The organism is Mycobacterium sp. NPDC003449, assembly GCF_053588415.1.
Window position 1 is genome coordinate 1 of sequence record NZ_JBSFPX010000120.1, and the last position, 22,440, is coordinate 22,440.

At 62.4% G+C, this 22,440-nt stretch carries 24 protein-coding genes; 12 read left to right on the forward strand and 12 right to left on the reverse strand.

Features of this window, described 5'->3' with window-relative positions; all coding sequences use genetic code 11:
• Nucleotides 1-93 precede the first annotated feature (93 nt).
• The gene (locus tag ACWDTP_RS25270) at nucleotides 94-681 is read right to left on the reverse strand and encodes a TetR/AcrR family transcriptional regulator (protein WP_450024867.1); all 588 of its coding nucleotides are present in this window, start codon (nucleotides 679-681) and stop codon (nucleotides 94-96) included.
• Between the two features lie 75 nt (nucleotides 682-756).
• Between ACWDTP_RS25270 and ACWDTP_RS25275 the strand changes: the two genes are divergently transcribed.
• Both ACWDTP_RS25275 and ACWDTP_RS25280 read left to right on the forward strand, forming a co-directional pair.
• Entirely contained in the window at nucleotides 757-1,524 is a 768-nt protein-coding gene (locus tag ACWDTP_RS25275) for a TetR/AcrR family transcriptional regulator (protein WP_450024869.1), read from the forward strand.
• Nucleotides 1,525-1,766: 242 nt separating this feature from the next.
• On the forward strand, nucleotides 1,767-3,164 hold the full coding sequence (locus tag ACWDTP_RS25280) for an FAD-dependent oxidoreductase (protein WP_450024871.1): 1,398 nt from the start codon (nucleotides 1,767-1,769) through the stop codon (nucleotides 3,162-3,164).
• Nucleotides 3,165-3,199: 35 nt separating this feature from the next.
• On the opposite strand, the gene ACWDTP_RS25285 is transcribed toward ACWDTP_RS25280, so the two are convergent.
• The 6 genes from ACWDTP_RS25285 to ACWDTP_RS25310 all read right to left on the reverse strand — a co-directional run bounded on the left by ACWDTP_RS25285 (nucleotide 3,200) and on the right by ACWDTP_RS25310 (nucleotide 8,387).
• Nucleotides 3,200-4,411, reverse strand: a complete 1,212-nt coding sequence (locus ACWDTP_RS25285; protein ID WP_450024873.1) for a cytochrome P450 — start codon at nucleotides 4,409-4,411, stop codon at nucleotides 3,200-3,202.
• Nucleotides 4,412-4,494: 83 nt separating this feature from the next.
• Nucleotides 4,495-5,022, reverse strand: coding sequence for an RNA polymerase sigma factor (locus ACWDTP_RS25290; protein ID WP_450024875.1), 528 nt, complete (start codon nucleotides 5,020-5,022; stop codon nucleotides 4,495-4,497).
• 328 nt (nucleotides 5,023-5,350) lie between these two features.
• A complete protein-coding gene (locus tag ACWDTP_RS25295; RefSeq protein WP_450024877.1) occupies nucleotides 5,351-5,929 on the reverse strand; it encodes a DUF308 domain-containing protein in 579 nt (192 codons plus the stop codon).
• Nucleotides 5,930-6,299: 370 nt separating this feature from the next.
• Complete coding sequence (locus ACWDTP_RS25300; RefSeq protein WP_450024879.1) at nucleotides 6,300-7,184, reverse strand: TIGR03619 family F420-dependent LLM class oxidoreductase; 885 nt, start codon at nucleotides 7,182-7,184, stop codon at nucleotides 6,300-6,302.
• Nucleotides 7,185-7,192: 8 nt separating this feature from the next.
• Complete coding sequence (locus tag ACWDTP_RS25305; RefSeq protein ID WP_450024881.1) at nucleotides 7,193-7,783, reverse strand: chorismate mutase; 591 nt, start codon at nucleotides 7,781-7,783, stop codon at nucleotides 7,193-7,195.
• A gap of 157 nt (nucleotides 7,784-7,940) precedes the next feature.
• Nucleotides 7,941-8,387 (reverse strand): cupin domain-containing protein, encoded by a 447-nt coding sequence (locus ACWDTP_RS25310; protein ID WP_450024909.1) that lies wholly within the window; start codon nucleotides 8,385-8,387, stop codon nucleotides 7,941-7,943.
• A gap of 272 nt (nucleotides 8,388-8,659) precedes the next feature.
• On the opposite strand from ACWDTP_RS25310, the gene ACWDTP_RS25315 reads away from it, so the two are divergent.
• From ACWDTP_RS25315 to ACWDTP_RS25335, 5 genes are all read left to right on the forward strand, one after another.
• Nucleotides 8,660-9,253 (forward strand): HD domain-containing protein, encoded by a 594-nt coding sequence (locus tag ACWDTP_RS25315; protein ID WP_450024883.1) that lies wholly within the window; start codon nucleotides 8,660-8,662, stop codon nucleotides 9,251-9,253.
• A gap of 156 nt (nucleotides 9,254-9,409) precedes the next feature.
• Nucleotides 9,410-10,342 (forward strand): nucleoside hydrolase, encoded by a 933-nt coding sequence (locus ACWDTP_RS25320; protein ID WP_450024885.1) that lies wholly within the window; start codon nucleotides 9,410-9,412, stop codon nucleotides 10,340-10,342.
• Nucleotides 10,343-10,355: 13 nt separating this feature from the next.
• Nucleotides 10,356-11,285, forward strand: a complete 930-nt coding sequence (locus tag ACWDTP_RS25325; protein WP_450024887.1) for a ribokinase — start codon at nucleotides 10,356-10,358, stop codon at nucleotides 11,283-11,285.
• The gene (uriT, locus tag ACWDTP_RS25330) at nucleotides 11,273-12,727 is read left to right on the forward strand and encodes a uridine transporter UriT (protein WP_450024889.1); all 1,455 of its coding nucleotides are present in this window, start codon (nucleotides 11,273-11,275) and stop codon (nucleotides 12,725-12,727) included. The genes ACWDTP_RS25325 and uriT overlap by 13 nt, the downstream gene beginning before the upstream one ends.
• A gap of 89 nt (nucleotides 12,728-12,816) precedes the next feature.
• Nucleotides 12,817-14,190 carry an FAD-binding oxidoreductase gene (locus ACWDTP_RS25335; protein WP_450024891.1) on the forward strand — a complete coding sequence of 458 codons (1,374 nt, stop codon included), beginning with the start codon at nucleotides 12,817-12,819 and terminating at the stop codon, nucleotides 14,188-14,190.
• Here the strand turns inward: ACWDTP_RS25335 and ACWDTP_RS25340 are convergent.
• Entirely contained in the window at nucleotides 14,187-14,939 is a 753-nt protein-coding gene (locus ACWDTP_RS25340; protein ID WP_450024893.1) for a 5'-methylthioadenosine/adenosylhomocysteine nucleosidase, read from the reverse strand. The genes ACWDTP_RS25335 and ACWDTP_RS25340 overlap by 4 nt on opposite strands.
• Before the next feature lie 149 nt (nucleotides 14,940-15,088).
• Here ACWDTP_RS25340 and ACWDTP_RS25345 point away from each other — a divergent pair, with 149 nt between their 5' ends.
• The gene (locus tag ACWDTP_RS25345) at nucleotides 15,089-15,889 is read left to right on the forward strand and encodes a class I SAM-dependent methyltransferase (protein ID WP_450024911.1); all 801 of its coding nucleotides are present in this window, start codon (nucleotides 15,089-15,091) and stop codon (nucleotides 15,887-15,889) included.
• Nucleotides 15,890-16,322: 433 nt separating this feature from the next.
• Here ACWDTP_RS25345 and ACWDTP_RS25350 read toward each other — a convergent pair whose 3' ends face one another.
• Nucleotides 16,323-17,510 carry a cytochrome P450 family protein gene (locus tag ACWDTP_RS25350; protein ID WP_450024895.1) on the reverse strand — a complete coding sequence of 396 codons (1,188 nt, stop codon included), beginning with the start codon at nucleotides 17,508-17,510 and terminating at the stop codon, nucleotides 16,323-16,325.
• A gap of 192 nt (nucleotides 17,511-17,702) precedes the next feature.
• On the opposite strand from ACWDTP_RS25350, the gene ACWDTP_RS25355 reads away from it, so the two are divergent.
• Nucleotides 17,703-18,386 carry an NAD(P)H-dependent oxidoreductase gene (locus ACWDTP_RS25355; protein ID WP_450024897.1) on the forward strand — a complete coding sequence of 228 codons (684 nt, stop codon included), beginning with the start codon at nucleotides 17,703-17,705 and terminating at the stop codon, nucleotides 18,384-18,386.
• On the opposite strand, the gene ACWDTP_RS25360 is transcribed toward ACWDTP_RS25355, so the two are convergent.
• Complete coding sequence (locus ACWDTP_RS25360; RefSeq protein ID WP_450024899.1) at nucleotides 18,383-18,730, reverse strand: putative quinol monooxygenase; 348 nt, start codon at nucleotides 18,728-18,730, stop codon at nucleotides 18,383-18,385. The two genes, ACWDTP_RS25355 and ACWDTP_RS25360, sit on opposite strands and share 4 nt — an antisense overlap.
• Before the next feature lie 183 nt (nucleotides 18,731-18,913).
• Here ACWDTP_RS25360 and ACWDTP_RS25365 point away from each other — a divergent pair, with 183 nt between their 5' ends.
• Together ACWDTP_RS25365 and ACWDTP_RS25370 are read left to right on the forward strand one after the other, a co-directional pair.
• Nucleotides 18,914-19,582, forward strand: a complete 669-nt coding sequence (locus ACWDTP_RS25365; protein WP_450024901.1) for an acyl-CoA dehydrogenase family protein — start codon at nucleotides 18,914-18,916, stop codon at nucleotides 19,580-19,582.
• Between the two features lie 49 nt (nucleotides 19,583-19,631).
• Entirely contained in the window at nucleotides 19,632-20,096 is a 465-nt protein-coding gene (locus ACWDTP_RS25370) for an acyl-CoA dehydrogenase family protein (protein ID WP_450024903.1), read from the forward strand.
• A gap of 68 nt (nucleotides 20,097-20,164) precedes the next feature.
• Here ACWDTP_RS25370 and ACWDTP_RS25375 read toward each other — a convergent pair whose 3' ends face one another.
• Both ACWDTP_RS25375 and ACWDTP_RS25380 read right to left on the reverse strand, forming a co-directional pair.
• Nucleotides 20,165-21,040 carry an alpha/beta fold hydrolase gene (locus tag ACWDTP_RS25375; protein WP_450024904.1) on the reverse strand — a complete coding sequence of 292 codons (876 nt, stop codon included), beginning with the start codon at nucleotides 21,038-21,040 and terminating at the stop codon, nucleotides 20,165-20,167.
• Between the two features lie 70 nt (nucleotides 21,041-21,110).
• Nucleotides 21,111-21,701, reverse strand: a complete 591-nt coding sequence (locus ACWDTP_RS25380) for a TetR/AcrR family transcriptional regulator (protein ID WP_450024906.1) — start codon at nucleotides 21,699-21,701, stop codon at nucleotides 21,111-21,113.
• Nucleotides 21,702-21,793: 92 nt separating this feature from the next.
• On the opposite strand from ACWDTP_RS25380, the gene ACWDTP_RS25385 reads away from it, so the two are divergent.
• Nucleotides 21,794-22,440 (forward strand): alcohol dehydrogenase catalytic domain-containing protein (locus tag ACWDTP_RS25385; protein WP_450024907.1); only part of this gene is annotated, 647 nt, incomplete at its 3' end.

The window sequence follows — 22,440 nt, forward strand, 5'->3', positions numbered from 1 at the left end:
GGTCCGTGAGCGACGACGCGCATCTCGGCAAAATCGTGCTTCAGGTCTCCTGATCTGGTACCCAATCCCGCACATCTGCGACTTCGGAGTCGGTTACTGGATGGCGGGTCGAAGCCTGTCGATCACCGGTCGGGTAATCGTGCCGAAAGCCTGCGGGTCGCCGTAGGCCCGCGCCGCCAACATCGCACCATGGACCGCAGACATCAATGCCTCTGCCTCGGTATGGGCATCGTCGGTCAAGCTGATGCCGCCCTGGCGCACACCACGTTCCAACACGGAAGTAAGCCAGGCAGACAATGCCCGAAAGTAGGCACGCACCTCGAGCACGATCTCGTCGGGGAGAACGGGGATCTGCGTCGCAAGCAACGCGCACAGGCAGTAGCTGGTTTCGGGATCACCGATGCACGACTCCCAGTACCCTACGTAGCTGCGCAGCTGCTCCAGCGGGTCGACAACGTGGCGTTCGATCTCGGCGATCCCCGCTTCAGCCTCTGCGCGGTACTGCTTCACCAGAATCCGCACCAGATCGACCTTGGTCGGAAAATGATGATGAATACTCGCCTTGCGAATCCCGACCACCGCGGCGATATCGGCGTAGCTGAAACCGTTGTAGCCGCCCGCCACGATCGACGAGTGTGCGCAGTGCAAGATTGCTTCTACAGTGGACGTCGCGGCAGCCATGGCTATTAACCTACCTTCTGGTAGGTAGAAATGTCCAGTCGGCCCATCACATGAGACCTGATCGTAGTCGACGTTGTGGCTGAAGCCGGTCAGGAAGGGATACCCGTCGATGTTATCGTCGGCAACATGCCGCCGCTTACTCGTGCCTCCGCTTCGGACCGAATCCTGGAGGCAGCAGCCGACCTTCTGCGCGGGGGAGGCATAGAGGCGGTTTCCACGCGCGCGGTCGCCGCGGCCGCGGGTACGCAACCGCCGATCCTCTACCGACGGTTCGGCGACAAAGACGGTCTGATCGAGGCGGTCACCCTCCACATCCTTGAGGATTACATCGCGAAAAAGCGCAAACTGCTGCGACATTCAGAGGATGCGGTCGCCGATCTGGGGCGCCTGTGGGATCTATTTGTGGCGTTCGGCTTCGCGCACCCCGAATGCTTCGCCCTGATCTACGGGCATGCCCGACGCGGTGAAGCGATTTCAGCGGCCGCCCAGACGACCGTGTCCTTGCTGCAGACTGCGATCGCTCGGATAGCCGATGAAGGCAAGTTGCGCATGAGCGTCGAGCGCGCGACGGAGCTGTTCCAGTCCTGCGGTGTCGGTTTCGTGATCACCCAAATCTCAGTTCCTGCCGCGAGGCGCGACCGGGAGTTGAGCGAGATCGCGCTGGGGAACGCGCTCGCAGGCATCATGGTCAAGACGCCGACCTCCAAGGTGCGCAACACGCTGGCCGGACGCGCTACGGCACTGCGACAAGCCCTCGGAGGGGACGACGTACCTTTGACGCCGGCTGAACGCGATCTGATGGTCGAGTGGCTCAACCGTATTGCCGACAAACGCCCACGCTGACCACCGACGTATCGACCGAAACCTCCGCGAATGTAGTCGATGTCGGCAGCACGACCCGACGTTTATCACCGGGGACGGCATCGTCCTCAAGCGTCTACTGACCGACAACGGAAATTTTTACCGATCACACACTTTCGCTGTGTGCAGCGCCCGGGTGGCGGCCATGTGATCGGCGAACGGATTCCCCTGCGGCTGCGTTCCGTATAAGCGGTGTAGGCGTAGCGCTGAATGGAGGAGACTGCGTGAGGACGTTTACCAACAACTCTCGTGACGTTTTCGACCGCTTGGTGCGCACCGGCCCAACCGTGGGTGACACACCCGCTGTGATCGACACTGCCTGTGTACTGGGGGGCAGCATCTCCGGGCTTCTGGCAGCGCGTGTGCTTGCCGATCACGCCCGCACGGTCGTAGTGGTCGAACGCGATGAGGTCACCACGGAGGGACGGTCTCGAGCAGGCGTCCCACAGGACCGCCAGGCGCATGTGCTCATCGCTTCTGGACTCTCATTCCTCGATCGATGGTTTCCCGGCTTCACCCAAGAGGCACTGAAACTGGGCGGGGTGCTATCCGCTGCCGACCAACGGGCCATTTATGTGGGCGGCCGACTGATCCCCGACGGCGGATCGCCGATACTGGCCGGGACACGTCCGTTCCTCGAGTCGTTGATCCGCAGCCGAGTTCTCGCCATTCGGAACGTGCGCTCGATAAAGGCGGCGGCCACCGGCCTCGAGATCCGTGACAACGCTGTGCGCGGCGTTCACTACGCCGAAAGCGGTAGCGAGAAGACGATGAACGTCGACTTCGTGGTGGACGCCATGGGGCGGCCCAGCCGGTTGGGTGACTGGGTTGAACAGGCGGGCTTCCAGCATCCACCTCTGATGCGTCACCAAGTCGATATCAGTTATGCGACAGCACTATTCGAGCGTGCCGAGGATGCGCGTGTGTTGCCGATCAATTTTGCTCGCGCGCTGCCCAGCGACCCCTTACATCCTGAAACGCCCCTCGCCATGGCGTTCGCCGTAGAAAAACAGCAATGGTTGGTGTTGTTGTTCGGCTACGGGGACCACCGGCCCCCCAAGTCGATCGAAGCGTTCCGGGCGGCATGTGCGACGCTGCCCACCGTCTTCGGACAGGCGGCCGCTGGGCCGGCCACTGGTGAAGTCCAAACGTATCGACAGATGGACAGCCGCCGCCGTGATTTCACCGGTCTCGCGAGGTACCCGGGCCGGTTGATCAGCGTCGGTGACGCAGTCGCGTGCTTCAATCCCGAATTCGGCCAAGGCATGTCAGCAGCCGCCCTACACGCCAACTGCCTGTCCGAATATCTGCTCTCCGGTCCAGAACTCGACCTCGCCGCGGATAAATTCTTCGCACTGCAATCGGTCGTCGTCGACTGCGCGTGGATCATGTCGGATGGTTCTGACGCCGCCCGAATGGACGCGATCAACGGCGTCGACGTGCCCGACGACGTCAAACGTCAGCGGTGGGCTCTCGACCAGGTGCAGCAAGCAGCCGGTGTCGACGACACAGTTGCCACAGCGCTCGCCAAAGTGAGGGAGCTGCTCGCGCACCCGTCGACGCTCACCGACCCGGCCTTACTCACCCGGGCGGTGGCGGTCAACCAACAACAGCAACGATGAAGCGCCGCCGCAACCTGTTCGCCGACCACCATCGATCATTCGGATACGAACCGGATAGGAACGCTCCTGACGATGTTCATCCAGGGTGACGGGGTTCGTGCGATGGGCCCGTCACGGACGATGTGCGGCGCTCGGCGGGCCGTCTCCTGCAACAGGATGCGTAGTTCCTGGCGGGCCAGACCGGCGCCGATGCAGAAGTGCGCACCACCACCGCCAAATACCATGTGATTCTGCGCCTTTCGGGTTATATCGAATCGATCGGGTTCGGTGTACACCGATTCGTCGCGAGAACCCGACACGTACCACAGGATCAATGGGTCGCCGGGCTTCACCCGCTGGCCGCCGAGTTCGACCTCTGCGAGCGCCGTGCGTTTGAAGTACTGGGTAACGCTGGTGTAGCGCAGGATCTCCTCGACGGCCGAGTCGATCAGATCCGGGTTCTCGCACAAGAGCCGCCACTGGTCGGGATGATCGAGCAGTACATCCATCCCCGCCGCGGCGACGTTGCGCGTCGTGTCGTTACCTGCGAACAGCAGCAGACTGAAGAAAGACGTGATTTCGTCGTCGCTCAGCTTGGTCCCCTCCACCTCGGCACGACGCAGTCGCATCACCAGACTGTCGTCGATTCCTTGCGCAGTCTGGTAAGCGATCTGTTCCTGCAGGTAGTGACCCATCTCTACGAAGCCGGCGACGCCCGTCGAGGGCTCTGGTGCGCGCGTCGACTCACCCAGACGCTCGGTCCATACGTACAGGCGATCGAGATCGGCCTCCGGAAGACCCAGCAGCCCAAAGAGTACTCCGAGCGGAAGTGGAACCGCGACCTGCGACACCCAGTCGCAATGCCCCGTCTCGATGACATCGTCGAGCAGCGCACTCACACGCGTGCGCACCGACTCCGCCAGAGCGTGCACAGTCCGCGCTGTGAAGGCCGTGTGCAACAGCTTCCGGTACTTTGTGTGTCGTGGCGGATCCATGTACAGCAGGTTGTTGAGGCTGAACTCGAGTGGCGCGGACTGGTCCTTATCGAGGAACACCCCGGCGGCCGAACTGGAGAACAATTCCGAACGCTTGCTGACGAACGCGATATCTGCGTGCCTGGTCACGGACCAGAAGCCAGCGCCGTCCCGACTCGGATTCCAGTGAACCGGCGCATCGGCGCGCATCCTGGCAAACACCGCATGCGGAGGCCCGTTTTCGTACCAGCGTGCGTCCATCAGGTCGACATCGGCCGGATAGAACTCACTCACCGTCACTACCTCCGTGTCTAACTGGCAGCGACCAGCCAGGCGATCCGTACAGAAAACTTGCCACGCTCAGGAAATGATCTCGACTACTGTTGCGTGCCGGACTTGGCACCGGACGCAGCCAAAGCGTCGCGAAGCAGCGCCTTACCGCGATGCAACCGTGAACCCACCGTACCTACTGGAATATCCAAGAGCGCAGCGATTTCGGTATTGCGATACTCAGCGATGCATGCGTAATACACGATCTCACGCACCCCATCCGGCAACGTCTGCAACGCTAACTCAGCCTCGCTGGGAATCGCCTGCAACGCCTGCGCTTCAGCAGACTCCCCACTACGAGCACGGTATATGTCAAACGAGCTCAGCGACTCCATTACCTCAGCAGTCAGCTTTTCGGCGGGACGACGCTGGCTCGAACGATGTTTGTCAATCCACGCGTTAGTCATGATCCGCGCCAACCAGGACTTCAACTGTGTGCCTTCATGGTAACTATCAAACGAGATATACGCCTTGAGCAACGTCTCCTGCACGAGATCCTCAGCATCAGCACGTTGATGCGTCAACCGGATCGCATTACGCACCAGGAACTCACGCACTTGCTCGGTCTCACGCACAAACCGCTCATCACTGCGATGCCGATCGCCATCCGACCCGTCGAAAATTCGCTTCCCGTCACCAGCCGAACGACGAGCTATGGCAGACGACGTGGCGTACCCACCACACTGACGATGACCACCACCAGTGGGTATGCGCTCATCAACTTGCCGTGCTACTAACATCGAAGCAATCTCCTTGGTCGCCTCAGTCGTGGGGTGTTTCTCCAGACCTTGGTCGCCGAACACACGGCATCGACAAGCGTGCCCCGGGCGGAGCTACCTGATCGCGACGACGGGATGCCGTGACGTTTTGTTTGTCGGAACTACGCCGGTCGGACCTTGAGGTTCACCTCTTGGCGCGGCGGGCGTCGCTGACGACCAGCCAGATCGCCGCAATCAGGAAGTAGAACGCTCCGAACCCCGCATACGGGGCAATAGTCGTAATACTGGGCACCTCTGGCGCATTCGAATCGATCAAGAATTTGATCCCCGCCATCGTGGACTGCGCACCACTGAGAATCATCGGCCACTGCGCACCATAGCTCTTCCAGCGTCGCACCCCGGTCGACAGCTGCAAAAGACCCGACAACGCCGCCCACACACCGAACACACCCAACACCGCGTTCATACTCTGACTCAGCGCAATCGCCACAGCGATCGTGGTCACCACGCTCACCGCCGCATTGAACGCCTGCGTCGGATTACTCCCCAATCCCCCATTACGCTGTGCATCAACCACATTGGCCACCGCATCCCATGCCGGATAAATCAGCAGCAACGCCGCCACCACCGCCGCCGGACCATCCGCCACACCGAAAACCGCGGCCACCCACACGATCGAGAATCCAGCCCTGACGAAATAGTATTTCTTCAACCAAGCACTCGCGCCCACATTTCCGCTCGGCTTGCCGGTAATCGTTGTCATGATCTCTCCCATAATCTGAAATGAAGGCACGGGCAACCAGAGCGGGGCATCACACCCACACCGCAACCCGCGCGCAATGAACAACCGAAGGCGCACGTTGCGCAGCCTCGGGTACTGCAATACTGCCTACCTACTAGCTGGTACTAATCCCTTGCACAAACGTGACACCGAGAGAAATCGAGCCGGAGATTGTCGATCACCGTTGGGACGATCGTCGTAGTCCTAGCCCGTGAATCGATGCTGCGGTGGTGGAGATTCGTGAGGTTCACAGATGCAGTCACATCGGTAACCTACCTTCTAGTCGGTAGATTTGTCTAGTCCTGCCCCGCCTGGGACGGAGACGGAAGGGTGTTCTCGACGCCGTCGTCGTCTACCAGGCCGCCATCTGCATGAGGCGGTCCGCGGCATCCAACCTCTCGTCGATCGTCGAGTAGGTGAATGCGAAGTCCACGATCGCCTCGTCAGTGCCCTGCTCAGCAAGACGAGCGAGCCGGTCTGCCAGTCGCGCTACGGATTCGCCTTGCACACCGTTGACGCGCATCACTTTCCGCAGCGCATCGGGGTCACGCCCGCTCTCATCGGCCACGCGGCGAGCTGTCGACCACAACGATCTGATGGTGTCCTCAGGAAGCGTGTCGAACCCGATCCACCCACGGGCACGCCGCCCGACCCGGGCGAGCGCAGTGGGGCTTGAGCCGCCCAGCAAGATCGGCGGTCCACCGGGTTGGATCGGTCGCAGATCAACCCGGGTCGGCGGCACGGAGATGAAGGGACTCGCGTATTCGACCGGATTGTCGGTCCACCAGATGTGCAGAAACGACAGGATGTCATCGAACCGCTGCCCGCGCGACGACCATGCCAGGCCCAATGCGTCATACTCGTCGCGCATCCATCCGAGGCCGAGCCCGACGTCGAGCCTGCCGTCGCAGAGGACATCCAACGTTGTCAGTGTGCGGGCCAAGTGAATCGGTTGATACAGCGGCGCATTCAGAGTACCGATGTTGAACCGTATCCGGGTAGTGGCCGCTGCAGCGGCGGCAATCACCGGGAACGGATCACCAAAGGCGCTCAGCGTTTCCAAGTACGCCGCCCAGAAGTCGTCGTTACCTCCGGGAGGATAGCTATGGATCTTCAGCGGGCTGAACAAACGGTCGGCAGCACAGAGCGTGTCATAGCCCATTTCTTCAATGCGCGTGGCGAAGCGGCACAGATCTGCGGCGCTGCCCATGGCCGATCCGTACTGCGGCAGACCCATCCCAAGTTTCATGGGTCCGGCGCTTCCCTCCAGCCACAGTAGCTCGATGTCGCGACATCGAGCGCGTGCCGATAGAGGGGATCCAGTGTGCGTGCGGCAGCGACCGAATTACGCGCGGCCTCAAGGGCGCCAACACAATCCGGGCCCATCAGGACATCACGTTGGGCGTCCATCTCGGTAACCATTACGCGGTTGAACCGGTCTATCGCAGTACGGCTTTGGGCAAGATCCTCGGCCGAGGTGGGCGCCACGGCCGGGTCGAACTTCCACTGCCCGAAGCGCGTGTACTCCACACCTTCGGTGGCGTGGATCTGATTCTCAAAGATTCGCCTGACGTACTGCTCGTCGAGCCCGCGCTTGCGGGCGTCGGCGCCGGCTGAGTCGAGCACCTTGTCAGCCCTGGCGCTGTCCTCGATCGGGCCGCCCTTGACCCACTTGAACGCGGCTACCGGCTCCGCTGTCAAGAGGCGCTGCGCGGCGGTATCGACCAACCGGTACAGCGGCCCACCTTCGCCGGCGCGCGCCATCGGTACGGCGCTGCACATGCCCAGTAGGACTACGGCGGTAGCTGGCACGAAGCATCTCGCGGTATTGATCATCGAAGACTTTCTGCGTGGTTCCTTCACCTGGCGCGATCAACGCACCCACCCCGTTTGATACCAAACGTGTTTCCGGCGATACACTACATGGTGTTATCGTCGATAGCACACCCGACATCACATACGTCGTGCCGATGGCTATCAGCGATGATGACTCTCAGCCGGCAGGGGCATCCATCGCGAAGTCGGAGAGGTCGAAGCCCGGCACGACGACACAGCTGACCAAAGTCGGCTCGTCATCACGTGGCCGGGCCCGTTGCCAATACCCCGGTGGCACCAACACCTGCGGCTGTTCACCGGCGGCAATGTCTACTCCGAGCAGTGTTCCTGCCGCGCTATCCTGTCGAGCTCCTGACTCGAGAATCAACGGGCTTCCGCGGTGGAAGAGCCACAGCTCCGCGCTTCGAACGGTGTGCCATGCGGATTGTTGCCCTGGCATGAGCAGGAACAGAATCGCCGTTCCAGCGCTCCGCGGACCGACGTAGCCCGGCGGCAAGGCGGCCTGCGGCACCGTCAAGCCGCTGCGCCACGTCTCGGCGAACCAGCCTCCCTCTGGATGTGGAGACAGGTTGAGTCGCTCAGCCCAGTCAGGAAGCTCCGCCATCAAAACACCACCCTTTGCCGTGAATGAATTCACTGACGTGCGCAGTCATTATCGTCGGTCACACCGCTGCGTCCGACGACAACCTAGGCTTGGTCAGCTGCAAATGGGGGCCCGTGACGCACCCCCTTAGAGGACGCGCGCGATCCAAAAGGGGTACATGATCTCAGGTCACGGGATGACTCGAACATGGCACAGTGGCACCCGTGCACCACGACAGGGTCATCGACCAGAATCCACTTCCGGACGGCGTTGGCGACCGACTCCGAGCGCAGATGACATTCATCGCCGAGGCCGACCGGTTGAAGACGATTCTGCGCGCGTCCCCGCTGGCTGCCGCAGATCGACTCGAGAACGACGCAGAACACTCCTGGCACTTGGCGTTGATGGTCCTGATCCTGGCTGAGTACTCCAACGAGCCAATCGATGTGGGACACACGATGACACTCGTGATCATCCACGACCTGATCGAGATCTATGCGGGCGACAGCCCGGTATTCGATCCGGATGCGTCGGACGACCAGCAAGAGCGCGAACAAGCGGCCGCCGCCTGCCTGTTCGCGCTGTTGCCAGACGATCAGGCAGGCGTGATCCGATCACTGTGGGAAGAGTTCGAAAGCGGGCAGTCGCCGGAGGCTCGATTCGCCAAATCGATGGATCGCTTGGAGCCCATGTTGCTCAACTGGCTGAGCCGAGGGGGAACGTGGCAGATGCCAGGCGCGACCGAGGGTACGGTGCGCGCGCAGGAGGCCGACATCGTGTCCGCCTCGACCTCGCTCGGCGATCTCACCGAACTACTGGTGCAACACGGGCTCGCATACGGCTGGATCCGACCTGGGACGAGCAGATCGCCAAGGTCCGGCGCGTAACACACACTCATATTTGGTCGACCAACCATAGACGCCCGTACAGTATGGCCCCAATAGTGACAACCCTTGTCAATCGCATGTCGCTGCTGATTTAATCTCCGCATCACTTTTGGTATTCCAAACTGAGATGCGGACTTCATACTGCAAAGGAGCGAAATGCCCACTCCGGTCATCATCGACTGCGACCCCGGCCACGACGACGTCTTCGCCCTCTGGCTCGCCGCCGGCACCCCGGAGATCGAATTGCTCGGCGTCACCACGGTCGGCGGCAACGGACGACTGGAACACACGACGAACAATGCGCGAGTCGCTCTCACCGTGGCAGGAGTCCAAGGCGTGCCGATCGCCGCCGGGGCCGATAAACCGCTCCGCCGCGAGCTCACCCCGGCTACCTGGATCCATGGCGACAATGCGCTCGGCGGCCCGGTCTTGCCAACACCGACGGTCCCACTGGACGAACGCAGCGCGGTCGACCTGATCGCCGACCTGCTCACGGGCGCAACCGAACCCATCACGTTGATCCCGACGGGACCACTCACCAACATCGCGACGCTGCTCGAAGAGCGAACTGAACTGCAGGACAAGATCAAAGAGATCATCTGGATGGGTGGCTCGACCGGGCGGGGGAACGTGGGCGCATACCCCGAGTTCAACGCGTGGGTGGATCCGGAGGCGGCCGACATCGTCTTCAGGTCCGGCCTTCCTCTCACCATGGTCGGACTCAACATCTCTCACCAGGCGCTCATCACCGAAGAAGTGATCCAAGCGATTGGCGCGATCGGAAACGAGACCAGTACGTTTGGGGTAGAACTGCTCCGATTCTTCTGCAGCACTTACGATGCGGTAGAAGGCATGCCGGAAGGGCCTCTACACGACCCCATCACGGTGGCGATCGCCATCGACCGCGCCGTGACGACCATTCAGCGCAGCCACGTCGACGTCGAGACCAAGGGCGAATTCACATCGGGAGCCACTGCGGTCGACCTGCACAACATGCTCAAAAAGGAGCCCAACGCCGACATCGCGATCACGCTGGATGTGCCCAAGTTCTGGCAACTGATTCGCGAAGCCATCGCGAACCTCAAGTAACGCTGTGGGACGGGTGTTCGTCGTCGGCAGCCTCAACGCCGACCACCGCGTGCGAGTCACCGAGATTCCGAAATCAGGGGAAACCGTCATCGGTTCCGCCTTCGTGGTCTCCGCAGGTGGGAAGGGGGCCAATCAGGCTGTAGCGGCGGCGCGGGCCGGTGCACCCACGTTGATTGTCGGCTTCATCGGCGATGACAGCGATGGTGAGGTGATCCGACGGGCACTCACCGTGGAAGCCGTCGACACCGGCCATCTTCACGTCGTCGCGTCAACACCGACTGGGCGGGCGCTGATCACCGTCGACGATGCCGGCGAGAACACGATCGTGGTATCCCCTGGTGCCAACAGCGAACTCACGTCCAGAGCGCTCGAAGCGGGGCTGGCTGGGATCAGTCCCGGTGACCATGTGTTACTGCAACTCGAGACACCGACTCCCCTTGTGCTCCGCGCTGCGCGGGCGGCCCGTGAGTCCCGCGCCACGGTGGTGCTCAACGCCGCTCCCGTACCTGATTCGATCGACGAGTTGCTCGACCTGACTGATCTGCTCGTAGTCAACGAACATGAGCTCGTAAGAGTTACAGAGATGCTGGGGTGCGATGGTATTCGAGATCTGGAGCACCACATCGCCGCGGTCGCACGCGCCTCCGGCGCGACAGTGATCTGCACGGCAGGCAGTGCCGGCGCCTACGTATGGCACGGTGACCGCGCGCAACACTTCACGGCGCCGCAGGTGACAGCGGTCGATACCACCGCGGCAGGCGACACGTTCATCGGATACCTCGCCGCCGCACTGTCTTCGCATCCTGACGACATCACCGGCGCAACCGAACACGCAATGCGCGCGGCCGCCGTCGCCGTGACCCGGCCCGGCGCCATCGACGCGATACCCCTGCTGTCCGAAATCAGCCCTGCGGCACTAAGGAATCAACCATGTCAGCAATGAACCAGACCCGGTCCGGGCCTTCGGTCACCACACTGATGCTGGCGCTTCTTTCCGCGTGCCTGGCCTTCCAACTGAATGCGAGCATGCTGAGCCCGGCACTCGTATCGATCGAGCGCCAGTTGAACGTCACCGCAGGTGCCGTCGCCAACACCCAGAGCGCATTTTTCATCGCGGCAGCCATGTTCGCACTTTTTCTTCCCCGACTGGCCGACATCATCGGCCGCCGCCGAGTCCTGTGCGGCGCGTTGCTACTCATGGCCGCCGGATGCGTAATTGCCGCGCTTACAACGAATATCGAGATGCTGTTCGTCGGACGGTTCATCCAGGGCGCGTCGGGGACGGTTATCCCGATCGCGCTGATAATGCTGCGCGTCGAGGTGCCCGAACCGAAGAAGTACGGGACCCTGCTGGGCGTGGTGACCGCGATCAACGGCGGGATCGCCGGATTCGACGCGATTCTCGGTGGATACCTCGTGACCCATCACGGGTTTCACTCCATCTTCTGGACCATGGCGGCAGTCGCCGTCGCCGCGGCGGTCCTGGTCCGCATCATGACTCCCGAATCCTTCGGGGATGACCGCCGACGTCTCGACGCCATCGGCACAGTCCTACTCGTTGCCACCGTCGGCGCGGCGTTGGTGGCCATCAACGAAACCGGCAAACTCGGCAGTGCCAACTGGTGGATCGCGGGCGGACTTGCCGTCCTCGCAGTTCTCACATTCGCAATGTTCTGGGTGGTCGAGAAGCGCGTTCCTGCGCCGCTAGTCCCCACTGCCCAAATGCGTGAACGCGCCACCTGGGCTCTGATCATCACTACCATCCTCACTCTGGCAGGCGTGTTCGCCCTGATGAACGGTATCGTTCCTGCCCTCGCCCAAGACGGCGCACTCGGTTTCGGCCTCGACGCCGAAACCATGTCAGCTCTCATTCTGACGCCCTACGCGGTGGCAGGATTGCTGATGGGACCGCTGTCGGGGCGGCTCGCCGCCACTTTCGGTTACAAGAGCATTCTGCGGTTCGGCCTGATCGGCACGGTGCTAGGGATGATCGCACTCACTTTCGTCGTGCACGCTACCGATCCGACATTCCTGTTCATCGTCGCCGTCTGGGTTGGTATCACATATGCGGGCATGGCGAACATCATGCTCAACGGGCTCGGAGTGGTCCTCAGCCCCACCGAGCGGCCAGGCTCGCTACCTGGTCTGAGCGCCGGGGCATTCAATATCGGGGCAGGCCTCAGTTTCGTTGTCATCTATGCGATGCAGTCCGCTGCGACGCCGGACCCCACGATGCCCGCCCCCGGCTACATTGCCGCTGCAGTCGGTAGCGCCGTCCTGCTGATCGGTGCCTTCGCGATGTCCTTCCTGATTCCTCGCCCCACCACCGCAGAGACAACGGCCTCCAGAAACACGGCCACTCGTCGCGTGCTCACAACTGGGTAATGCCACAACGACTGAAGGGATCCGGGTCCTGGATCGTTGGTCAGAGCGTGCAGGATCAAGGATGGGAAGCGCACTGCCCAATGTCTGAGATGAACGACCACGACTCGACCGTCGCGCGGATGACCTCCGCACTCGCCGACCAGATCGGACCGGACCGGGTGCACTCGTCCGGTCCAGCCTACGAGAACGCCCGGCGGCGAGTTTTCAGCATCGGGGTTGACTTCAGTCCCCGGCTCGTCGTCACTCCGGAGAGCACCGCAGATGTCAGAGCGGCGGTTCTGGCGGCGGTCGAGCACGAGGTATCTGTGTCGGTGCTCGTCGGCGGCAACGACTGGTCCGGACGGTCCGTGCAGGGAGCCGTGGTCATCGACCTCACCCTAATGCAGCGGGTTGTCGTCGACGGTGACGTCGCAGTGGTCCAGGGAGGTACGACGATCGCGCGGCTCGCCGACGTCTGCGAGGAGCACGGTCTGGTGGCAGCGACGGGGTCGATGGGGCGGGTCGGTGTTGCGGGGCTGACGCTCGGCGGCGGATACGGACCTCTCACCGGGCGGATCGGGTTGGCGCTGGATAACATGCTGGGCGCCGAAGTTGTGCTCGCCGACGGCCGGGTGGTGTCGACGGATGCCGACAACGAGCCAGACCTCTTCTGGGCATTGCGGGGCGGTGGCGGCAACTTCGGCGTCGTCACCAGCATGCGAATTCGACTGCATTCCATGTCTTCGATTTCGCACGGGATCATCGCGTTTCCCGCCGAACAGGCACCCGAGGTGGTGCGCCGCTACGCCACGTTGGTCGAGGAATTCCCCGACGAGCTCACCCAGACTCCGGCCTTTGTGCAGAACCCGGACGGGGGTGTGGTATTCGTCATGATGCATGCCTGGAGCGGTGCCGAGGCTGACGATGAGCGGATTTGCGATCTGGTTGCAGGCCTTGGTGATGCCGTCCTCGTTCAGGTGGACCGGGTGACCCCAGCGCAGATGCTGCGAAACACCGACGCATTCACGGTCAATGAGTCCAACCTGGTGTGCCGCACAGTCACCCTGCCAGAACTCGGTCCCGAGGCCGTTCAGGTCATGGTCGACGCGATGCGGACCCGTCCGTCGCCGCTGAGCTGGATTGGCGTGCACCCCTTTCATGGTGCGCCGGAGCGGGTTCCGGTGGATTCGACAGCGTTCGGGATCCGGCAGCGCCACGTCATGGTCGGGTTCTACGCTCAATGGCGCACCGGTGATGAGACCGCCAATCGTGCGTGGGCCGACGCTGGGGAGGCCGCGCTGCAGCCTTACGCGCTGAACAGCGCCTACCCCAACTACTTCGGTGCCGATCGCCCGCAACAGGCAACGGTGGCCTACGGACCGAATGCCGACCGGCTGCTCGAGCTCAAGGCTCGGTACGACCCGGGAAACATCTTCTCGGCGACTTCACTGCCGGAGCCGTCCATTGAGACTACAGACGGCTAAAGCACCGATAGCAGCCGGCGTAACACCGTGGCCGACGCGGCTGCTACCTCGCTCGCGAACTGGCCGAACTCGAACCGCGAATCCTGACCCGCCAGATCCGATAACGCCCGGATCACCAGCCAACCGATCCCGAATGCCTCACAAACCTGAGCCACCGCGCCACCTTCCATCTCGACAGCACGACCGCCGTACTCACTGTGCAAACGAGCCCGGGTGGGCTCGCTGTGCAGGTATTGGTCACCGGACAGCACAGTGCCGTAAACGATCTGCGCCGGCCGCCCCTGCCCGCCGGCTTCGGGCGACAGCGGAGGCAGGCTGACACCGTTCAACGTGCCCTTCACCCTGGCTAATAGCGAGGTGTCCACGTCGTAACCAAGTCGAGCGGTCGGGTTGATGAACGGTACATGGCCGGCCTGATAGGTCTGGAGCCGCTCGTCCTCGATCAGACCCGCGTCGTGCTGGATCAGCCGATCCGCGACGACGACATCGCCCACATTCAGGTCCGGGTCCAGCCCGCCGGCGACACCAGAGAAAACGACGGCACGGCAACCGAAACCGTGGGCCAGCGCGGTCGTTACCAGCGCAGCGTTAACCTTGCCCATTCCCGTCTCAGCCAGCACTACGTCATGACCGTCGAGCGAACCGGTATCGAAACGGGTATGGGCGATACTCACGCCGTCGACATCGTCCATCACATCGCGCAGATGAGCCAGTTCCTGCGGGATCGCAGAGATCAAACCGATTGTCACAGATACAGTTTACCCGCCGTCGTCGACTCCCCCGCGACAAGCTTCTCGATGCGCGCGGGCGGCTCGATCAACAGCACTCGTGGGCTGTCCCCGGCCGAATGGAACTCGCCAACCGCCCGTTCTGATTCGATGTGAACACACCCCAATACGTGCTCGGAAGTGGTGAAGTAGAGATCGCGCGGCTACAGAGCCAGGCTGCCTTCTTGGCCGCGCCGACAGCACTCCTGCTGCAGCGCGGCGGCATTCGACCGGGTATGCGAGTCCTCGACCTGGGTTCGGGCCCTGGCGACGTCTCGTTCCAGGTGGCCGAGATGGTCGGACCGGACGGGTTCGTCGTCGGGGTGGACTCCGACCCTGCCCAAATCGCCGTAGCCGAGCGGCGTCTCAGCGAATCTGACATGCGCAACATCGCCTTTCGACTGGGAGACGCCCGCACCTTCACTGACGAGGAACCGTTCGACGCCATCGTCTGCCGGCTGCTACTCATGCATCTGCCCGCCGCTGTGGACGTCCTTACCCACCACAAGCACAACCTGCACCCAGGGGGCCTTGTTGTGGTTATCGACTACGACGGGACCGGATCGCGAACACTGCCCGAGGTTGCGCTGCACGCGCGCATCCTGAAATGGCTACGGGCGGGATTCGAGCACGCCCACGCCGATGTCGACATCGGCATGCGCCTTCCCGCCCTCTTCGCGCAAGCCGGTCTCAGCGACGTCGAAGCGATCGGCATTCAGCCATACTGGGCGCCCGAAAACCGCCACGCCGCGGCCTACCTGGTGAGCGCGGTGTACGCCATGAAGGACGCGATCGTGGCTTCGGGTATCGCCACAGAGGAGGAACTCGGCCTCCATACACTCGAGCAACGCCTCGTGGACGCACTCACATCCGCGAACGCGGTGTGGACGCTTCCGACGGTGGTCGGCGGATGGGGCCGTTGCGCTCGGTGAGGATGTCAGCCCGGCCGGCCGGCTCCCCGGTGGTTGGAGGGCGGCGGTGAACAGATCGTGGCGGCTTCGTGCGCTCCTGGGCTCGGGAATGCTGCCGGAGCTGACACCGCCGCGCATCAATGTGGTGTCGATCAGCGGGTCGCGCGGGGTCCGCGCCGGACGAGTGCGAAATTGGCGTTTCTTATGCCGGAGTTCCACAACCCCACTGGACGACCAAACGCGCCACGCCGTCACCTCTGCCGCCGAGCGCGCCGGCGCGACGCTGGTCGTGAATGAGACAAACGTCGAACTCAGCATCGACGAGCAAGTGCCCGCATACCCCTCCCTCGACGGCACGCCGCTTGCCGCGATGGGCAAGGTCGAACGCCCGGAGTCTCCGGCTCCTGCCAGCATCACTCGCGGGCGCGCCAATCGCCCACAGACGGGGAGATTGTCAGTTCAGTGTCACCGGCACACTGACCGGCCCGTTGGTGATGAACGATGGGGTGTAGGGGATCTGCTCGGGTTCCACCGTAAGGCTCATGCCAGGAAAGCGACGGAATAGACGGGACAAAGCAATTCGCGCTTCCAATCGAGCGAGCGGCGCCCCCAGACAGAAATGTGGACCGTAGCTGAAGGCGAGGTGACTCTGCTTCCTGTCAATGTCGAAACAGGCAGCGTCGTCGCCGTACGCGGCCATGTCGGTTCCGGCACCGCTATAACACAGGTAAATTGCTTCGCCCGACGAGATCTCGACGCCAGCCACCGTCACGTCGCGCAGCGCGTATCTGAAAGCCGAGCCGGCAACCGGGGTGTGAAGCCGTAAGGTCTCCTCAATCACATCGGGCCAACGGTTCGACTCCATCACTGCGTTGAGCTGGTCGGGGTGCGTCAGGAGCGCGACCACCGCACTACTGATCAGATACAACGTCGTCTCGTGCCCGGCGATCAACATCAGACGCAGGGAATCGACGAGCTCCTGGGTGGAAAGCTGCCCCTCGTCATCGTGTGCCCGGATCAGCGCCGTGGTCAGGTCATCATCGCGGCTTCCCCGCTTCGACTCCACCAATGAGCGAATATAGGCCGCCAATTCACGGGCGGCGGCGGCGGTCTGCTCGGGTGTGGCGGTCGTGGAGAACTGGGTCGAGGTCCACGTCCGGATGTTGGAGCGATCAGAGCTGGGAACGCCGAAAAGCTCACAAATCACCGCCATAGGGACCTGCTCGGCGAAGTCGCTCGCCAAGTCGACGGATTGATTCATGTTGTCCAACAGATCGTCGACGACGTGTTCGATGAACGGCTCGAGTGCTTGCACGCGCCTGGGCGTGAAGGCGGTCGACATCAGTCGGCGCAGCCGGGAATGGACGGCGCCGTCCTGCATGAGCATGTGCTCATTGCGGAGCAGTGGCATCAGCGCCCAATCGTCGGCGATCCGGCCCTCGCGGTAGGCGCGCCACTTCGAAAGGTGTTTAGCAAAGAGTCGGCCGTCGCCTTGAAGCACCTCGCGAACTGCTGCATGGCTGGTCGCCGCCCACACCGTGACTTCACCGGGCAACCTGAGCGGAATCACCGGTCCCAGGGATCGAAACCGCGCATGAGTCTGGATTATCCGCTCATCGGTCGCGGGCAACTTTTCGATCACTACATCTCCCTCGGCTCGCTAACCCCTCTACACGGAACGACGATCACCTCCCAACGCTTCATTGCCACGCATTAACCGGCACCGAAAGCGCGGTAGCGGTACCCGGCCGCCGCTTGGAACCCCGGCGACTGATCCGGCGTTGTAGTGGTCAACCGATGTCGATGCCAAACGTCTTAAACGAGCGGATTTCTCATGCACTTGCTGACCGTCTATTCACACCCGTTCACCGATCGCTACCCGGCAGTTGTGATGGAGGAGTTTCACAAGCCGTTTCGGCAGGCGGAGTGGTCAATAGACATCCTGGACCTTCATCAGGAAGATTTCGACCCCCGGTTCACCACTGAAGATCATGCCCACTTCTGGGGCGGACCGGTTCCGACCGAGATCGCGGCCATGCATCGCCGGGTAGAGAGGGCAGACAAGCTCGCGTTCATCTTCCCGGTGTACTGGTGGGGCATGCCTGCAATGATGAAAGGGTGGATTGAGCGGGTATTTACCGGTGGCTGGGCATACCAGTATGGCGACGGCGTCGAAGACAGAGGTAAGGCGCCGGAGAAGGCTCTTCTGCAGAATGTTCCGACGGTCCTTGTCGGGATCGCAGGCTCGGCCAAGCGAACGTATGACAAGTACGGGTACGCCGAGGCGATGAAGACCCAGATCGACGTAGGAGTATTTGCCTATTGTGGAGTGACAGACGTGGAAAGCCATCTCATCTATGACGTGGAAGGCGATCACAACTCACCTAACCGTGACAAGGGAGTAGACCAAGCACGTCAAATCGGGGAGGCCTTCCTCTCACCCACACGGGTCAGCCGGGACGCCAAAGAGGAGCACCTCAACCGGCGGGAATCTGTGGTCCCCAATCTCAATGGTTAGTAGTCGGGGCCGAGTCGCTCTGCCGCTACCGGGCGAAGTACAACGGCGCTGAGAGGGGCGGCGTACATGGGTTCCGTCGCTGAGAGATAGTCCTGAAAGAAGGGCAACGTGAGGTACTCGTTGAGATACTCCAGGCCGCTGCGCCAGCGCTCGGTGAGGATGAACGTCGCCGGCGCGTCGATGTGCTCACCCACCTCCAGCAATCGACAACCCGGCAGAGCCCTTGCCTGCGGGAGCACCCTGCGAAGCTCGTTCAGATACTCCAGTCGGCACTCGGGACGAATGGTCAACGTGACGCTCGCGTAAAGCTCGTCGTCTGTGACAGCAGGCATCATCTCAGGCATTGGAGCGTTCCTCTCACCGGTATTCATCCCCGTGACGGGTCGCTACATCAGAACGAAGATCCGGTCCCGTGCGTTCTCATCTGAACGAAGTACTGGATCTGTACCGCGCGGCGCGCGAAGCAATCGCCGCAGCACCTCGCTAACAACTTCGACAGCCGCGACGCCGTCGCGACGGGAGGCACGATGACGACAACAAGCTCGGACGTTCCCAGCCACACCGAACTGGTCAACAGGGCAAAGGACCTCCAACCACTGCTGCGCCGGTACACCGCCGACGGCGAGGTCAACCGTCAGATGGCCGACGAAGTGATCGCCGCGCTGACTGACGCAGGGCTCTTCCGGCTGTTCACTCCACGCCGCTTCGGCGGCTATGCCGGACGGACTCGCACCCTGGCCGAGGTGACCGAGGCACTCGCCGAAGCCGATGGATCGGCGGCATGGGTGGTGAACATCGCCGCGGGTGGAGCGTGGGGTGCCGCGCACGCCGGTCCGCGGACGCAGGAGGAAGTGTTCGGTAGCAACCCGGACGTCAGGGTGTCTGGCAGCAACCAGCCAATCCAAGCCCGCCGCGTCCAGGGTGGCATCCGGGTCGACGGCCGATGGCCATATGCGTCAGGTTCACCGCATGCCGATTGGGCCGCCATCGGCATCGGCGTTCCCGGCGACAACGGTGACCCGTTCAGTCCGCACTTCGCGCTTGTGCCACGGTCGCAAATGTCCATCGACGACACCTGGAACACCGCCGGCATGCGTGGTACCGGGAGCCACACCTGGCGGGGGGGAAGACGTGTTCATACCCGAGCACCGGTTCTTCGCCGTGGCTCCCCTGGCCGACGGGGTGTCTCAACATGACGAGCCGTTGTACCGGCTGCCTATGGGTCCGGTCTTCAGGCTGAACCTGATGGGCACACTGCTGGGGTTGGGACGCGCGGCACTGAATCATGCCGTCAAAAAGTCTGCATCGAAAGCAGTCTCACACACCGTGTACACCCGGCGGAACGACTCGGTTGCGGTGCAAACCGAAATTGCAAAGGCAGCAGTGAAACTGGAAACCGCTCGGCTCCACACCTACGCCAACGCCGACCAACTCGACCATGCGGCAGAAATCTCAATCCCGGTCGACTACCTCGCCCGGGCCCGATCCTGGGCAGCATCGGGCTACGCCGCGCAAGAGGTGCTCGAGGCCATCCAGATCCTGCTCAACGTACACGGCTCCGGTTCCTTCGCCGAATCGGACCCACTGCAGAGGATTTGGCGCGACGCCAACACGGCAGCAAGGCACGGCGGCCTCAACGCGGCCGTCGGTTACGAGGTGTTCGGCAAGGCGCTTCTCGACATCCCGGAACGAATCAGTCCCATGGTGTAGACCCAAGTCGGTCCGCCGGCCGATAGTCCGGAAGGAATATTGCCGTTGCTGTACGACAAAACCTTTCGTTATTTTTCGCCGTCAATTCCGGCCTGAGCGACCTGCGATCGGACGAAGTCCAAAGTGATTTGTGCAAATTGGTCAGGGGCCTCCAACTGCGGCAGATGACCGACCCCTTCAAGCAGGTGCGCCTGTGCGTGCGGAAAGATTCGATGTGCCACGTCCATCTGCGTCGACGGCAGGACTCGGTCTCCATCGCCCCAGACGATCAAAGTCAGGCGGGGATGTTTCAGTACTCCGGCCAACAGCTTATTCCGCCATTCAGGCCTCGTCCCACGTATGGTGGCCAGCGACCTCGCGGTCTCGTGAAACACTTCACCCGAACCCGGGACTCGGGCGAGCAGCAGTGCGAGATCTATTGCCTCGTCAGTAACCAACGACTTATCGACGTAAAGCGTCTCTTCAATCATCCGAGCACTCGCGCGGGTCGGATAGCGTGCCGCAAGGCGACCGATTATCGGGGTAGCCATCATGCGCAACACAGGATGCACCTCGGCACCGAAACCTGCGCTACCGACCAGAATCAACGATGCCACTCGGTCCGGTGCCATGGTGAGTATCTGTAATGCGCAGGCTCCGCCAAGCGAGCTTCCGACAACGTGCGCAGGCCTGACTTCGCCCATCGCGTCGAGCGTCGCAACGACGCCTTGAGCGAGTCCCGGCAGCGCAGTCTTGCCCGGAAGGCGATCTGAAAACCCTGAACCCGGCAAATCAACTGCAATGACTCGGAATCCGGCATCACGGTAGCGGGTGAACTGAGGTTCCCAGTCTTCCAGACTGCGTGCGATGCCGTGAAGCATGAGGATCGGAGTTCGGTCAGGTTCCCCCTCGACGCGGACGCGAGCGCGGCGGCCCTCTACCTCGACAAATGTGACCCCATTCACCTACATCCTCCTCTATGTCACATCCACTGGTGCATACTTGCCCGTTGCCTTAACGGCTGACGCAGCCGATTCATTCGCGCTTCAAGACCGCTTCGATCGCCTCACCCACCGTGTTCTCCAAAGTGAGTGGTATATCTCGGCGACCGGCAACGTAGCGACGGACTGCCGCGTACGGCAGGTCGATCACGGCCAGCAACACGACGTCCAACTTGAGACCGGTCTCGGCCTGAACGCTCTTCACAAGGCGCCGAGTCTGCTTCTCGCGAACCGAATTCTCGGCGACGACAGAGGCTCGCAGATCCGCCGGCCAGACATCCGACCCAAGAGCACGCCGTCCGGCGAGCAGCACGGCCGCGGCGTCCGGGTTGTCACGGCACCACCGCACGGTATCCCTGGCGACCTGCACCGCTTTGGCAACCGCGTGTTCATACGTTCCGTCGAAACTTGCGCGGGTCGCGTCGTGGTAGCCGGCCACGGTGCGTCTCCATAGTGCGCCGAGAAGTGCGGGGCGATCAGGGAAGCGGTAGTAGAGCGATCCGCTGGGCGCGCCCGTCGCCCGCAACACCGCCGATAGTGTGAGCGCATCGGGGCCGCCATCGGCGAGGATGCTTGCGGCTGCGTCCAGGAAGTCGTCCGGAGAGTACTTCCGCTGCGTTGGCACGACGTAGAGATTACTCTCTATATCATCTAGAGTAACTTCTCTATATCCGGCACAGCGCGCCGGTGATTCACACATTCGGAAAGGATGCCTCCGTGAGAGCCCTGTATTTCGTTGGTCCCCGGGAACTCGAGTGGCGAGATCTCCCCGACCCACGCGTACGAGCAGATCTCGAGGCGATCGTGCACCCCATCGCATCGACGACATGTGACCTGGACCGCAGCATCATCCACGGCCACGTCGACTTCGGCCGCAACTTCCCGATCGGTCACGAGTGCGTGGCGGAGGTGATCGAGGTCGGCGATGCCGTGCGCGGCATCGAACCCGGCGATATATGCATCGTCCCCTGGCATGTGAACTGCGGGACCTGTCGGCACTGCAGGCAGGGGCTCACCGCGGCGTGCACCGCATACCCCGGACTGTCCGGCTACGGAGCCCCGATCGCCGGAGACTTCGGCGGCCTGTTCTCCGAGTTGGTCCGCGTCCCGTTTGCCGATGCCATGCTGACTCGGCTACCGGACGATGTCGACCCGGTACGAGCGGCAAGTTGCGGCGACAACTTCACCGACGCGTACGTAGCGGTGTGGAAGGGTCTCTCTCGGCACCCAGGGGCAGCTGTCGCCGTGGTGAACAGCCTGCCCAGCCTCGGACTCTTCGCCGTCCAGCACGCATCCGCGTTGGGCGCGTCCAGTGTGGCCTACATCGACGACGACGAGCGACGTCGCGATCTCGCGACGTCGCT

Excerpts from the sequence above, each read along its gene's own strand:
- ACWDTP_RS25270 (WP_450024867.1), bottom strand. The coding sequence starts at position 681 with ATGGCTGCCGCGACGTCCACTGTAGAAGCAATCTTGCACTGCGCACAC.
- ACWDTP_RS25295 (WP_450024877.1), bottom strand. The coding sequence starts at position 5,929 with ATGACAACGATTACCGGCAAGCCGAGCGGAAATGTGGGCGCGAGTGCT.
- ACWDTP_RS25300 (WP_450024879.1), bottom strand. The coding sequence starts at position 7,184 with ATGGGTCTGCCGCAGTACGGATCGGCCATGGGCAGCGCCGCAGATCTG.
- ACWDTP_RS25305 (WP_450024881.1), bottom strand. The coding sequence starts at position 7,783 with ATGATCAATACCGCGAGATGCTTCGTGCCAGCTACCGCCGTAGTCCTA.
- ACWDTP_RS25310 (WP_450024909.1), bottom strand. The coding sequence starts at position 8,387 with ATGGCGGAGCTTCCTGACTGGGCTGAGCGACTCAACCTGTCTCCACAT.
- ACWDTP_RS25315 (WP_450024883.1), top strand. The coding sequence starts at position 8,660 with ATGACATTCATCGCCGAGGCCGACCGGTTGAAGACGATTCTGCGCGCG.
- ACWDTP_RS25320 (WP_450024885.1), top strand. The coding sequence starts at position 9,410 with ATGCCCACTCCGGTCATCATCGACTGCGACCCCGGCCACGACGACGTC.
- uriT (WP_450024889.1), top strand. The coding sequence starts at position 11,273 with ATGTCAGCAATGAACCAGACCCGGTCCGGGCCTTCGGTCACCACACTG.
- ACWDTP_RS25335 (WP_450024891.1), top strand. The coding sequence starts at position 12,817 with ATGAACGACCACGACTCGACCGTCGCGCGGATGACCTCCGCACTCGCC.
- ACWDTP_RS25355 (WP_450024897.1), top strand. The coding sequence starts at position 17,703 with ATGCACTTGCTGACCGTCTATTCACACCCGTTCACCGATCGCTACCCG.
- ACWDTP_RS25360 (WP_450024899.1), bottom strand. The coding sequence starts at position 18,730 with ATGCCTGAGATGATGCCTGCTGTCACAGACGACGAGCTTTACGCGAGC.
- ACWDTP_RS25365 (WP_450024901.1), top strand. The coding sequence starts at position 18,914 with ATGACGACAACAAGCTCGGACGTTCCCAGCCACACCGAACTGGTCAAC.
- ACWDTP_RS25370 (WP_450024903.1), top strand. The coding sequence starts at position 19,632 with ATGGGCACACTGCTGGGGTTGGGACGCGCGGCACTGAATCATGCCGTC.